Raw genomic sequence first — 12,185 nt, 5'->3', positions numbered from 1 at the left:
GTACGATTACCTGATGTTATTTATATCGCTCCTTAAACTCTTTGTCTCTCTTTTTCATTTCGGTAAGCGAATGTTGAAAGAAAGCGATGTGACGAATGAAGTAAACTGCTCCCACCAGGATACAGATTCCTCCAACCCAGTAATTCAGCCTCAAATCCATCTCATAGTTAATCGGGCTGTAACTTCCTGCTGCTGCGGACTGAAATGCGGCATATCCCAGTTTGGGGATTACCTCTTCAATCGTTTTGGTAAGTGTCACTATACTGATTCCTACAATAATGAGAATGAACGAAAAAATATTGGGTAGTGCCTTCAACTCGGGTGACCTCCCTTCAATATAAACCTAAAGTTGTTTTGAATTTCTTCAATAATTTCAGATACTTGTTCTCGCCTGTACTGCTGCGTATAGAGTTTATTTTGTTCTTTTAATTCTGAGCCTAGTAAAACCAAACTGCGCTCACCCATCTGTACGTCTGCTGATCTCGATTGGTCCCTGGCAATCAGGGTACTTCGATCTACCAACAAGACAACATAGACGACCCTGAATTCAAAATCCGTTAACTGCTGCACAAGCCATTCTATTTCTGAAGGGAAAGTAACGTAGTCAATGACAACGTCATAATCCTGTTCTAACAGATTCCGGGTTAAGCTCAGTATATTTTTCCATGTCAGATCATACGTCTCTTTACATAACCATGGTTTACCTCGTCCATTCACTGGAATATGACTGATTGCGTCTCCAGAAATATACGCACTTTTGCTTAAGGCCTGAACAAGCTGTTGCGACGTTGTCGATTTCCCTACCCCAGCAGGCCCCGAGATCACGTATATGGTTTGACTCATGTTGTTCTCACCTTCTATTTATACATCTGGATATACCACATATCGAATCCTAATTTTTCGTAAAATGATGCCGTATCTTTCCATCTCCGATTGGATGATCCAACCAAAGCCCTCACAATCTGATGCTCACTTGCTTTATCGATTAAACAATTAATGAGTTCTTTGCCGATCCCTTTACTCCGATGTTCAGGATGGATGTAGACCTCATGAATTTCCAAATAACCATCAGCTTGAGGAATGACCGGCTCTGCGTTTCCACACCTAATCTCTCCGAAGGCAAAACCAATAACCACACCATGTAACCCCACAACATAAAAGTATTCGTTCAGCTTTTTTTCTAATTTTTCTGGAGTCCAGGCCACATTCTCCTAACCTACTGTAATGTCTTCTTTTTGCCACAGATTAGAGAGAGCAATAATGTGTGTAAGATCTTCCTTTTGCCCCATTCGGTAGTAGTACATATGCAAGTCTCCTATCGAACACAGTCAAGTTCTGCAAAAGATAAAACGGTCATTAGGGTTCCACACATGTAGATCATCCGCAATGTACCCTCGTAACCACAACTCGTCTTCTATACGTCTGAGATAAAAACCTTTTGGAAAATAATCATCCTCAGTAAGAGGTTTAGAAGCTATTGTAATCGAACCTGATGGTGCTTGGTTTCCTTTTTCAGTGCTTGATGTACATATCTCAGGTTGATCCAAATACTGAATTCGAAGAAAGGCACCCAAATCCATTGGACATAACTGCAAACCAAGATTATCTGCCATTTGAAAGAGTTGTAAGGTCGTAGCTCCATCCAAAAACCCTAGATTTCTAACAGCTAACTCGACCGTCTCTAATCTCATCTTTGTAGGAGAAACGATAAATTTCTCATCATCAAACAGTTTATTTCCGTATTCGTTCATTCGAATTGAACACTGCTTTAATTTATGTTTAAGCCGCGGTTTGCTTACTCCCCCAACTTCAACGACTCTTATTTCCATGGGACAATGAGGATAAATTTCGTTTTGGTCAAGCACTCCTATTTCTGTGACACTTTTTAAAGATTTAATCTGGGCAATATGATGCTGTCCATGCCAGACGAATCGTTGAATAGCGATATCCAGCGAAATGGTACCTAATAACTCTGTTCGAAGCTTCCGATTGAATTGCTCAGGTTGTAAGCCACGTAGCAGCGTGAGAAACCGTTTGTGGAGTACTTCCAGCAGCATGATTGAGTCTTCCATTGCCAAATCTTGATACTCTTGTAGCGATGCCCATAAATCTTCCCGATACGAGCTTGCGAGTGGTTGGTCCTCCGTTAATGCTCTTTTGAATCTTATGTACGCGTTCATATCGTTGTCTGCAAGGTGGTGCACAATCTGGATAACCGTCCAGCCGCCTGTACGATAAGGCGTACGAAGTTGCTCATCATTAAGATCTTGTGTAATCTCTCTTAAGGTCTTCGCAATCTTTGGAATTTGATCTAATAAGTGTTTTCGATTCTCATTGGTGAAGTCCAGGCGGGGCTCAAAGTGTCCGATTGGAAAACGTATCTTTTCATCTAAAGCCATTTTAAACACCGCTCCATTCATCTACTACAGAATCAAATCATATCCAATATAACCCACAATGTTCCATTTGCGAAGTGAAAAAATAAAAAAAGAAGCAGCCTTGTTCCTAACGGCTAGCTTCGATAACTTCTTTTTATATAGTAAATCAGGCATAGTACCCTCCTTCTTTTAGATACGAAGCCGTTATTTTATAATGTTTATAAATCTTACTGAATGCCCGGTTTGCTTTATGTTGATGTTCTCCATCACTTAAACACGGCTTGGTTACCTTAACAACCTCTCTCATATCTGTATCCATGCTCATTTCACCTGAGAGTAGGCGTCCTAAATTCAATTCAAAACGCCCTTCTAAATTCTCAGAGCAGTCTCCGTAAGCGTACGTTGCCTTACCGTCGTCAACACCAATCAATTTAAAATCGATACAGAATGCCATGCATATGCCCCCTCAGTTTACAAATGATGCTTCATTTTCATTATCCCAATCCCTTTAATTTCATTCGCTTCCCATTAAACTTGTATTCGCCGCATCGACTATAGCATCCACTTCCAGTTTAGTTATATCTTCTCAAACCAGTTGAATTGTCGAGTCATTAAACATGAGTTCCATGATTGCCCTCCAAAATGAAATTTAATAAGCACAATTTCTATTATTTCTCATTTTATTTCATACCAAATTTCATAACCCTCAATGTTTGTTTCGGAATAGTCGCTAGCGTTGGATGTTTTGAAATATCTCGCATAATAAGAGTGTTCAATGGTTTTCGTATCCTCATCCGTATTCATATCAAGATAAATTTTGGATATTTCCAGTCCCCATTTAACGCTACGGGCAATCTCATTCATGTTATCCACTGTTGTAAATCTCTTGATTACTGTAAGGATTGCTTCCAGTTCTTCTTTACTCGGTTCTTTGCTCATGTCTATTCTGCAAGAGAGATTTGGACGGGTAAACGTAAAATGAACTTTTTCAATCGACGGAAAAAGTTCCTTCAGCTCTTTTGTTAATGCTTTGGTTGAATCGGTATGGATCTTATGTGTAGTACTGCAACCTGTTATAAGTAGAAGGACACCTATCAATATAGCAATTAATTTACTCATCCTGGACTCCAATCATTGAGTATTCGTACAGATCACTCTGAGCAGCCCAGCTTCTATGATCTATTAGATGTCCTGCTCATATCTCATTGCTACATCAATCAGTGATCTATCCAATGTTTTTGATATCCTTCCAAATGATTGTGAATTGATCCCTTCAATCAAAGGGGAATAGAATACGATCACATTGATCTCTTCATTAGCCACATCTAATCCCTTCGCTTTGAAAAACCTTGCTGAATATTTATTTTCAAATCGATCTGTGGAGCAAATTTCTTCTTCCTTAACCTCGCTCACTTCAATAGATACCCTGAAATATTCCTCAAATTCAATTCGATCCTTAATTAACGTCCATCTGAATAAGGTAATCTCTTGACCATCAGGTCTTAAATAGGCATGACATCCCGTGCCATCCGCATGAAATTCTAACTGTGTATCTTCAAATGCATCATAAAAAAAGGCTTCCGAAGACCACACTCCTATAAGATCATCATTAACAAAAAACTGCACTGGCTCACTCATATAACATACCTCATTTAATAATTTCGCTTCATATTACGTATAATCAGTTCAATGGATTTCTTGGTTGAATAATGATCAAAATGTGAATGCCCTGAATACGAGCTTGCTAAGTAAGCACATTGATGAATTAATAGTTCGTATCCCAGCTGAGATGCATTAATGATGGCTAAATCTTTGTTCGCCATGACTCTCAATTGTTCATCGTATTTCCAAGGTTGCCACGTCTTCCATATTGATTCATCGTGAGATTCTAGCAACGGAATTGTATAAGTTTCTGGCTGTGTATGCTTTCTCGCTGTTTTAAGATTTTTTAAATCTTTTTGATGTATTGGAGTTATTGCACCGTTAAACACCAAGAGATCGCAACTTGAATCATCTTCTCTCGCAAAATAGATAATGTCGTGAGTATACATGGCGTGCTGAAATAAACTGGCTAATAAAAACATCTCAGGACAGTCCTTAGCATCTACTAACAGTAGATGACCCAGCTCTTCTCTTACTTTGATATTTATAGCCTTCTGTCTTAAGACTACTGCTGTCCATACAGCACTTTGGAATTTTATCTGTATTCTAGGAATTGTCATCGTCTGGGACATAACGTACCTCTTTTTAGTTTCTTTCACATGTTATTCACGCTCTAATCTTTCTAACGCCTTTCTATATTTCTCAAGTCTATGAACATCTTCCTGCGTCGGATTCTTAATTCTTGATATGTTCATATTCTCTTGAATATCAGCGATTTTCACTTTTCTTGCAGTTCGATTCGTTGTTGTCTTCTCAATAAATTCTTCGTAACTATCCTCTGTCGATCTCGTCAACAACTGAATGGCTGTTAAAATTTCTTCCGAAAATCCCAAACCTCTTAACTCTTCAATTGTGACTTCCGAATCTTCAATGACATCATGGAGAACAGCCACAATCTTCTCTTCCATGCTTTCCACTCTGTTCATAACAGCTAGCGGATGTAAAATATACGGGTGCCCACCTTTATCAAGTTGCCCTTTATGAGCTTGTAACGCGACAGATATAGCCAATTCGATGTCCAAAATAATCAACTCCTTATTTGAAATTGTTCTCTATACCCTCCGAACTGACTAAACTATTATCTACCTCGAATTTGTTTCTTTAATAACATAATTTGTCCAATATGATATGCACTATGAATACTTAGATTAGAAACAACTCCCCACCAAGGGGCATTAAAATATTCTGGAAGCTGCTTTGCAAGTTTAGATTCATCTGTTTCTTCTAAAACAACTCTCCAGCTCATAAAAACATGCTCAAGTCTATTTAATGTTTCCTTCCAGCCAGCATCATTCAATTGATCTTCATTCAAAGCAAAAGTTTCATCATTGTTGATCCCGTGATTTAATACAAATTCTCCAGCCTTATAACGCTCAAGCCATTTCTCATTCCAATAAATAAGGTGATTCACGATGGACCAAATGGTTTGTTTATTATCATCCTCAGTCAATGCTTCTTCCGTTGTTATATCTTCCAATATGTCCTCCAGCGGAATAAACCAGCTTTTATCGTTATAACATGCAGATATTTGATCTGTTAAAATGGATTTATAGGTCATCAGTTGCTCCTCTTCTCTTGATTTTTAGGTGTTAAGTTCTTCAGTAAACGTCCTGCATTTATAATACAAGCTTAGTCTACGCCACATTAAACTACCTACTAAAATCCATATCAATATACGGAATATCTTGCTCGATATTATTTAGATAGAATTTCAACGCTTCCTTGTCCCAATCACTCCAGTTGTTATAATTATCAAAATTATAACTTCTATAAATCGCGGAAACTACACCAAACTGTCTAAGATTAATAAAATCAGGGATTAATTTTAACCATGTATGATCTATTGTATTTTCTTTAACATAACCATCCATGAAATTATAATAATACCTCTTGGTTATCTCTAACCTTTGCTTTCCATCGACTACCCAAGGGATTGGAATTTCATAGAATAACGGGATAGCAATATCACTCACAAACCAACAGTATTCGGCTTCATCAAAATCAATAAATACAACATCGTCGTCTACATTTAAGTAATTCCCATGATTTAAATCTCCATGAATCATTCCATACGAATCCGTATTCTTTGGAAGCTGACTAAGCTTTCTCTTCAGAATTTCGTATTGATCCATGACATAAGAAAGTTCCGCAGGTAAATAATCACTCATATGGATCAAAAACTCTTTTTCATGCCATTGTCTCCTGTTTAAATGATGTATCAGATTTGACGTCTTTGAAAGACTATGTACTCTTCCTGCATAACCACCGATTCTTTGATAGAACAGATCGCTTTCTTCAGCGATTTTAGCCTTTCTTCCACTAGAAAACTCAAACGATGTTGCATAAAATTCCCCATCACTGATTTCCTCTACAAATTTCCCATGAATAGATGTTATCGCTTTGGAAACGGATACATGATGAGTAAACAAGTAATCTATAAAATCAATTTCAGATAAAATCTCTTTTTCGGTTCGATGGGATTTGTGTGTGATCCGGATTACAACATTTGTACCGTTAGACTTTCCAAAATATACAAAGTTCTGAAAACCTTCCAAGTCTTTAAGACTGGATCGAATAATATTAAACTTTTGAGCTGCTTCATGAAGTACTTCTTTAGTAAAAAGTTCTTTAACATGCTTTTCCATCAAATCTCTTCCTTTCTATTCACGATCCCGCCTAACATTTACGTATTTACTTAGCCTTCTATGGCTTAAGGACTTCAGCATTTACGACTTCTACTGTGTTTGATTCTTTAAAATCGAGATATATTCATCATCTCTAAGCCTTGTCACTCTACAGTTCTCATTAGTTTCAAACGCTGCAATTCTTTCTTCAATTGTTCTATTCATACTATCTTTAAATATATCCTCTCGGTCATAGTGAGGAAAGATAAGCTTGTCGGTTACACCTAATGCGCTAAAATCTGTTATATCCATAGTATTCATCTCTGGAGTAAAGTAATTGACAATGTTTATATTCGGCCCCAGTAATAACGTTCCAGCACTTACTCCAACTATAATTACATTCTGTGCAGCCAGTGTTTTAATAATTTCATCAGCACCACTTTTCTTAGCGTAATACAATAAAGTAAATGGATTTCCACCATTAATATATATAACATCAGTATGTAAGAGAATTTGTGGGTCATCAAATTCGATATCTACAAACTTAATATGCTGAAACCCCATTTCCTTGAAATCTTGCATTGCCTTTTGAGCATATCTATTATTTCCTCTCATCGGAGATGCCGTTGTAATAATAGCGACCTTTAACTGAGAGATATCTCTATCAATGAAATTCAGGAATTGATTTTTAATATCCTGAGTATAAAAACCACTTGAGGTTAGTAACAGGCTACTCATTGAAACCACCGTCCTTAATAAGGATTTGTATGATCTTGATAACCTGAAATACTCTACAAAACATCCTTGTACTCATTCAATATCTTCGTAATAAATTCTGTCTTTCCTTCAGTATAAGCTTTACGATTGTTTCTGAATTCATCTGACAGCTGGTTCTTCAAATTTGTGTACTCAGATACCAGTAAGGGGTGTTTCCTTAATATGTCTCGAAACATGATATGTCTTTGTAGTTCCTCACTTTCTCTATTGCAGACATATAGATGATGTTCGTGCTTCACATCGCCTTCACTGCTGTAAGGTACATAAACATCCTTCCTCGCAAATGCCTCTCTATTCATTATTCCTAAATCACCTTCGTGTACATATCCCAGTTCGTCTAGCTTCTTGATTACCCCTGGCAGGTACTCCATAGATTCAATGACTACATCAATATCAATGATTGGCTTGGCTGCAAGATCCGGTACCGACGTGCTTCCAACGTGCTCGATTCGTAATGTTAGACTACTAAGTTTATCTGACAAAATTGATTTTATTATATCAAATGCTTTAGGCCATTCTTGATTGTATTCTTCTATGACTACTGTTTTTTGATTCTCCAACGCCATCCTCCTTGAGTTTAAAAATATTTCCAAAGATTTACGATATTCACGGCTCAAGAATACTGATTTTAAGGCGAATGCCGGGCCGAGGGCGAATGTGCGTAACATAAATATTACGTTATATCCCATCACTAAAGTAATTTCATATCTTATCTAAGATACAGTCATATTTATATACTTGTTTAATTCGTCCAGGCATCTCTTATCGTCTTTCCACTTGGATAAAAACCATGACATATATCGTAATCCCAAGTATCTGGACGTAATTGTATAATTCAGTTTGAATTTATCCTCGGATAGATTTAATCCTCTCGAATTCATCAACATTCTATAGTTCTCGGCTTGGGAAAACTCTCTATACCTAAGCGCTACATCAATGTATAAGGAACCATAATGTGCTTCTTCCCAATCAATGAAATACACCTTTCTATTTTTGTAAACCAATGTATTACCCGGATGTAGATCATTATGTATAAGGGTATGTGAACTTTCATCCCTGAGAACTTTATCCATGTCCTTAACTATATGCTCTGCAACCATATCAATCTCTGGAATAAGATCACCAAAATGACTTATAAAATCCGGATCTGATTTCGCATTATTCCAAGTCGGTCCCCATTTCTCGTTAAGTACGGATTGAATATATTTTGAATCAAGCAATGGAAGCCATTGCAATTTATAATATTTTTCAAAGTTGAACGCATGTATATCTGCCAGAGCAGCTTGTTCATTTTTTTGAAGCAGTTCGATGTCTAAATTATTATAATCCGTTTCATAATCGACATCCTGCATGCAAAGATATTCTCGGCTGTTACTTATCATATTTAATGTAAAACTAAATGGAACATTTGCTGATTGATCATTTAGATAATTTAATGTACGCCTTTCAACGAGTGACGCTCTCTTTGAAATAAGATTAATACTCCAATCATGAGGATCATTTCTAAGTAATATTTCATGTCTTTTAAGTTCTACTGCTGAGGTGCCGTAAGCAAGATCCTGATCTTTAATACTCAATATTTCTGCATTAGGCGATACGAAGTGATCAATTGTATTCTGCATTGTGTTTCTAAGTTCTGTATTCATTGATCCTCCTTTATGAATCAGGCATTCGCCGCATAAATCTATCATTGTCTTTTACAAAGTGATATTCCTCATATAATCCATGAGCATCCTTCGTTCCGAGAATACCTAATAAATTCTTATACTTGTCAGAGGTCGTAATACTTTCAATTAATTTTTTTCCTATACCTCTACTGCGATAATCTTCATCTACATATACATCACATAAATAATAGACCGTCTCATAGTCCGTAACTAACCTTGCGACGCCGACTTGTCTATTTTCATGATACACACCAACACATTCTGATGATTGGAATGATCTTATAATCTTTTCTTTAGGTCTCTTATTAGCCCAGTAACTTCTTGATAAGAAGCCACATATGGTTTCATAATCTAATAAAGATTTATCATCGGAAATAAGAAATTCATCAAATTCAATATGCATTTTGGTCCACCCTTCATTGGGATTTCTGATCTGTATCAATCACATAAATTTTTGACTCCCTGTTCCAAGGGTGATACCCGTTACATAAATGAAGCCAGCCATACTTCTCATAATAATCGATATGATCTGTACATAAATACAATTTACTGAATCCTAGTTTATAAGCTTCTTGTCTTGCATGTGCCATCATGTCTGACCCAAGATTTTTTCCTCGTTCCTTTTCCTCGATATATAGATTTGATAAGTACGGCCATAAATCTTGTCGACTCACAAAATCATTATTCATTAACGAGTAACTACCAACGATTTCATCTCCATTTATCATAAAATACCATCGAGGTAATGGACTTGTTGTTGTCATACTGGAAGTGATACATTCCTCGAATATTCTTCTATGTAATCCCCATCTTTCCACAACATACTCGATAGCTTCTTTTAAAAGATTTGAATGTTCTCTCAAGTCAATGATTTGATACTCCATGAGTCCCCCCAATTCATGTTTTAATTTACGGTTAGGATGTACAACTATCAACGAATCGAATATCAGCTATTATGCCAATAAAACGTATAATGTGAATGTTGCTGAAATCCTAATGACTTATAAAAATGGCTATCAGAAATAACATATGCTTTTTTAGCACCTAAAGAACGGCCTCTTTTTAAAGCTTCCAGAACCACCGCTTGGCCTAGCCTCTTATGACGATACTCCGGAACTGTACATACAGGTTCAACATAAACATAATCCGTTTTCGGGCTATACCATAATCCACAGTATGCAACATATTCTCCATGTTCATTTTCAGCCACAACATGTATAAACGGGTTCAAATGGGTTGCGGATAACATTTCTTTTTGCTTACTCATCGTAATTTCATCAACGGGTACAGGCCCTTCGTTATCAAATGCTTGCCATAACATATAATGAAGTTTATATAAGTCATTCTTTATATCGATATTTTTTATGGTTATGCCTTCAGAAATTGTACCGTCAAGGCTAACATACTCTAGTGCAAGCTCAAGTATGTTTTCCGTCTGATCCTGCTTCACAAAATGATGACTACGTAATAAATCTAAAATGTGAGTATCTTTATCATTCACCGCAATCCCAAGGCCATTTTCATTACTGAAAGTAGCAATAGCATATTCTAATATATCTTTTTCTAACTCTTCAAATCCCTGTTTAGTAGCAAAAAAAGCTTCACCGAAATAATGGTCATACGTTGCTATAGCTACTAACTCATCAGCAAGATACCATAATCCAATTTTATGTTTTAAGTCACGATTAAATTCAGGATGAAAAAACATCCATTCCCACCTTGCCCAGTTCCAATTAATATGTTTACGGTCGTCTTTTGATAATTCAATTAAAAAGTCACAAATTTGTTCATAACATGAATCATCGAAATTTCTAAAAACAATTTTCATTACAATCCCTCCATATCATATGAATTCTGAGTCTATTTCTGATAACTTTCCCGTATTCGCGACCCGACTAGGTCCTTATGATCTTTATATATGTCTTTTCAACATTAGGAAAAACATCTTCAGACTGTTCTTCTACATGGTCTTCGCTTGTTTCATTCTCTATGATTTTCAATCCATCAAAACAAGCATTTTCTTTATACCAATCCATTAGTTCGGGCAAGGAGCAACTTTCCTTCAAACCCTCTCCTTCATAATAAGAAAGCAATGTCACTGTAAATGCAGGTACTACGGAATCCGCTTTCAAATATAAAATAAAGTTTTTACTCTTATAATACGTTTTAAGATACTGCTCAATCTCTTCCTCTAAATAAGAAAAGACTTCGATTAATTTCTCTGATGATATTCGATTATGCTTAATCAATCGGTTGAATCCATGGATGTAGAAGTATTTATGATAAAGTTCCTTCTCTCTCAACTTGGGATCATTAGCAAATAAAAAAACGGGGGAAGTCGTTATCGAATGAACTTCTCCATATGCTTTTTGAGCATACTTCTTTAAGTAATCCAGGATCAAAAGCTCACTCCTCTTTGGTAATTTTACTTAACGTTCCTGTACTCACGGCCTCAGCGTATGCAAAAAGATTGAATATAAAGTTAACTCATCTCGCCACATCGTTAATTTACATTCACAGCTCATTATCCAATGGTTTAATTAGATACATCAGCAGATCATCGTCTACCATCACTTGCTCTCCGGGTTTTACTTCAATATTCTTATAGGTAATTCCTCGACCATCCATGTAATACCCGCGTTTGTTGTACATCATCTGAGCATTACCGTAATCTTTATAGAGCCCTACTCCTAAGCCAATGAATCTGGATCTCTTGGATGCTATTCTTTCAAGTTCATCGAACATTGTACTGGCAATCCCCTTCCTCCTGAACTCTGGAAAAACATTCAAGTCATTTATTTCCGGGATATTGCCTGTTTTAAAATACGGATAATCCGAAGTAAATATTAAGTGGCAACACCCAGCCAATGTATCTCCATAGTAGGCCATTAAAGTCACTCTCTTGCCTTCTATATTTTCTTCCAAGCACTTATCAAAATAGTCATTCGAGGTGTACCATGGATATCGTTTTGAAAATTCAAAATTTAATAAAGATACTTCTTCATGATTTGAAAGGTGTCTTATTCTTATTTGGTTTTCCATTTTCATTCCTCTTTCTATCAATTTTAGTTAACGTT

General features: G+C 36.5%; 20 protein-coding genes and 1 pseudogene. All 21 read right to left on the bottom strand.

Annotated elements, in window-relative coordinates:
- Positions 1 to 16: 16 nt before the first annotated feature.
- Positions 17 to 316, bottom strand: coding sequence for a hypothetical protein (locus tag FS818_RS04510; RefSeq protein WP_145329990.1), 300 nt, complete (start codon positions 314 to 316; stop codon positions 17 to 19).
- Positions 313 to 843: a P-loop nucleotide/nucleoside kinase family protein gene (locus tag FS818_RS04505; protein ID WP_145329988.1), complete on the bottom strand. Its 531-nt coding sequence runs from the start codon at positions 841 to 843 to the stop codon at positions 313 to 315. The genes FS818_RS04510 and FS818_RS04505 overlap by 4 nt, the downstream gene beginning before the upstream one ends.
- 14 nt (positions 844 to 857) lie before the next feature.
- Entirely contained in the window at positions 858 to 1,205 is a 348-nt protein-coding gene (locus FS818_RS04500; protein ID WP_145329986.1) for a GNAT family N-acetyltransferase, read from the bottom strand.
- A 123-nt stretch (positions 1,206 to 1,328) separates the two neighbouring features.
- Positions 1,329 to 1,829, bottom strand: coding sequence for a helicase (locus FS818_RS04495; protein WP_145332751.1), 501 nt, complete (start codon positions 1,827 to 1,829; stop codon positions 1,329 to 1,331).
- Between the two features lie 63 nt (positions 1,830 to 1,892).
- Positions 1,893 to 2,399, bottom strand: a pseudogene (locus tag FS818_RS04490) (YfiT family bacillithiol transferase); the annotation flags it as partial.
- Positions 2,400 to 2,423: 24 nt separating this feature from the next.
- Positions 2,424 to 2,552: a hypothetical protein gene (locus FS818_RS29190; protein WP_260984511.1), complete on the bottom strand. Its 129-nt coding sequence runs from the start codon at positions 2,550 to 2,552 to the stop codon at positions 2,424 to 2,426.
- Positions 2,545 to 2,832: a hypothetical protein gene (locus FS818_RS04485; protein ID WP_145329984.1), complete on the bottom strand. Its 288-nt coding sequence runs from the start codon at positions 2,830 to 2,832 to the stop codon at positions 2,545 to 2,547. Before FS818_RS04485 ends, FS818_RS29190 begins: the two co-directional genes overlap by 8 nt.
- Before the next feature lie 221 nt (positions 2,833 to 3,053).
- Positions 3,054 to 3,497: a hypothetical protein gene (locus FS818_RS04480; RefSeq protein ID WP_145329982.1), complete on the bottom strand. Its 444-nt coding sequence runs from the start codon at positions 3,495 to 3,497 to the stop codon at positions 3,054 to 3,056.
- A gap of 63 nt (positions 3,498 to 3,560) precedes the next feature.
- The gene (locus FS818_RS04475) at positions 3,561 to 4,016 is read right to left on the bottom strand and encodes a hypothetical protein (protein ID WP_145329980.1); all 456 of its coding nucleotides are present in this window, start codon (positions 4,014 to 4,016) and stop codon (positions 3,561 to 3,563) included.
- Between the two features lie 14 nt (positions 4,017 to 4,030).
- Positions 4,031 to 4,612 carry a hypothetical protein gene (locus tag FS818_RS04470; protein ID WP_145329978.1) on the bottom strand — a complete coding sequence of 194 codons (582 nt, stop codon included), beginning with the start codon at positions 4,610 to 4,612 and terminating at the stop codon, positions 4,031 to 4,033.
- 30 nt (positions 4,613 to 4,642) lie between these two features.
- Positions 4,643 to 5,062, bottom strand: coding sequence for a GTP pyrophosphokinase (locus tag FS818_RS04465; RefSeq protein ID WP_222128805.1), 420 nt, complete (start codon positions 5,060 to 5,062; stop codon positions 4,643 to 4,645).
- A 56-nt stretch (positions 5,063 to 5,118) separates the two neighbouring features.
- On the bottom strand, positions 5,119 to 5,598 hold the full coding sequence (locus tag FS818_RS04460) for a DinB family protein (RefSeq protein WP_145329976.1): 480 nt from the start codon (positions 5,596 to 5,598) through the stop codon (positions 5,119 to 5,121).
- 91 nt (positions 5,599 to 5,689) lie between these two features.
- Entirely contained in the window at positions 5,690 to 6,685 is a 996-nt protein-coding gene (locus FS818_RS04455; protein ID WP_145329974.1) for a phosphotransferase enzyme family protein, read from the bottom strand.
- A 90-nt stretch (positions 6,686 to 6,775) separates the two neighbouring features.
- The gene (locus FS818_RS04450) at positions 6,776 to 7,402 is read right to left on the bottom strand and encodes a Type 1 glutamine amidotransferase-like domain-containing protein (RefSeq protein WP_145329972.1); all 627 of its coding nucleotides are present in this window, start codon (positions 7,400 to 7,402) and stop codon (positions 6,776 to 6,778) included.
- A 53-nt stretch (positions 7,403 to 7,455) separates the two neighbouring features.
- Positions 7,456 to 8,001, bottom strand: coding sequence for a GrpB family protein (locus FS818_RS04445; protein ID WP_260989779.1), 546 nt, complete (start codon positions 7,999 to 8,001; stop codon positions 7,456 to 7,458).
- A gap of 153 nt (positions 8,002 to 8,154) precedes the next feature.
- Entirely contained in the window at positions 8,155 to 9,087 is a 933-nt protein-coding gene (locus FS818_RS04440) for an aminoglycoside phosphotransferase family protein (protein ID WP_186375404.1), read from the bottom strand.
- Positions 9,088 to 9,097: 10 nt separating this feature from the next.
- Positions 9,098 to 9,511: a GNAT family N-acetyltransferase gene (locus FS818_RS04435; RefSeq protein ID WP_145329968.1), complete on the bottom strand. Its 414-nt coding sequence runs from the start codon at positions 9,509 to 9,511 to the stop codon at positions 9,098 to 9,100.
- A 13-nt stretch (positions 9,512 to 9,524) separates the two neighbouring features.
- Positions 9,525 to 9,992: a GNAT family N-acetyltransferase gene (locus tag FS818_RS04430; protein ID WP_145329966.1), complete on the bottom strand. Its 468-nt coding sequence runs from the start codon at positions 9,990 to 9,992 to the stop codon at positions 9,525 to 9,527.
- A 62-nt stretch (positions 9,993 to 10,054) separates the two neighbouring features.
- A complete protein-coding gene (locus FS818_RS04425; RefSeq protein WP_145329964.1) occupies positions 10,055 to 10,936 on the bottom strand; it encodes a GNAT family N-acetyltransferase in 882 nt (293 codons plus the stop codon).
- Between the two features lie 67 nt (positions 10,937 to 11,003).
- Positions 11,004 to 11,510, bottom strand: a complete 507-nt coding sequence (locus tag FS818_RS04420; protein WP_145329962.1) for a hypothetical protein — start codon at positions 11,508 to 11,510, stop codon at positions 11,004 to 11,006.
- 112 nt (positions 11,511 to 11,622) lie between these two features.
- The gene (locus tag FS818_RS04415; RefSeq protein WP_145329960.1) at positions 11,623 to 12,150 is read right to left on the bottom strand and encodes a GNAT family N-acetyltransferase; all 528 of its coding nucleotides are present in this window, start codon (positions 12,148 to 12,150) and stop codon (positions 11,623 to 11,625) included.
- Positions 12,151 to 12,185 lie beyond the last annotated feature (35 nt).

The sequence above is a fragment of the Paenibacillus xylanexedens genome (assembly GCF_007680605.1).
In the GTDB taxonomy this organism is placed as follows: domain Bacteria; phylum Bacillota; class Bacilli; order Paenibacillales; family Paenibacillaceae; genus Paenibacillus; species Paenibacillus xylanexedens_B.
The sequence above is the reverse complement of the archived record's forward strand: the minus strand, read 5'-3'. Positions and strand labels throughout refer to the sequence as shown.

Bases quoted from the DNA above. Each gene is read 5' to 3' on its own strand.
- FS818_RS04505 (WP_145329988.1), bottom strand. From the start codon at position 843: ATGAGTCAAACCATATACGTGATCTCGGGGCCTGCTGGGGTAGGGAAA.
- FS818_RS04495 (WP_145332751.1), bottom strand. From the start codon at position 1,829: ATGGAAATAAGAGTCGTTGAAGTTGGGGGAGTAAGCAAACCGCGGCTT.
- FS818_RS29190 (WP_260984511.1), bottom strand. From the start codon at position 2,552: ATGCCTGATTTACTATATAAAAAGAAGTTATCGAAGCTAGCCGTTAGG.
- FS818_RS04485 (WP_145329984.1), bottom strand. From the start codon at position 2,832: ATGGCATTCTGTATCGATTTTAAATTGATTGGTGTTGACGACGGTAAG.
- FS818_RS04480 (WP_145329982.1), bottom strand. From the start codon at position 3,497: ATGAGTAAATTAATTGCTATATTGATAGGTGTCCTTCTACTTATAACA.
- FS818_RS04475 (WP_145329980.1), bottom strand. From the start codon at position 4,016: ATGAGTGAGCCAGTGCAGTTTTTTGTTAATGATGATCTTATAGGAGTG.
- FS818_RS04470 (WP_145329978.1), bottom strand. From the start codon at position 4,612: ATGTCCCAGACGATGACAATTCCTAGAATACAGATAAAATTCCAAAGT.
- FS818_RS04460 (WP_145329976.1), bottom strand. From the start codon at position 5,598: ATGACCTATAAATCCATTTTAACAGATCAAATATCTGCATGTTATAAC.
- FS818_RS04455 (WP_145329974.1), bottom strand. From the start codon at position 6,685: ATGGAAAAGCATGTTAAAGAACTTTTTACTAAAGAAGTACTTCATGAA.
- FS818_RS04450 (WP_145329972.1), bottom strand. From the start codon at position 7,402: ATGAGTAGCCTGTTACTAACCTCAAGTGGTTTTTATACTCAGGATATT.
- FS818_RS04440 (WP_186375404.1), bottom strand. From the start codon at position 9,087: ATGAATACAGAACTTAGAAACACAATGCAGAATACAATTGATCACTTC.
- FS818_RS04435 (WP_145329968.1), bottom strand. From the start codon at position 9,511: ATGCATATTGAATTTGATGAATTTCTTATTTCCGATGATAAATCTTTA.
- FS818_RS04430 (WP_145329966.1), bottom strand. From the start codon at position 9,992: ATGGAGTATCAAATCATTGACTTGAGAGAACATTCAAATCTTTTAAAA.
- FS818_RS04425 (WP_145329964.1), bottom strand. From the start codon at position 10,936: ATGAAAATTGTTTTTAGAAATTTCGATGATTCATGTTATGAACAAATT.
- FS818_RS04415 (WP_145329960.1), bottom strand. From the start codon at position 12,150: ATGGAAAACCAAATAAGAATAAGACACCTTTCAAATCATGAAGAAGTA.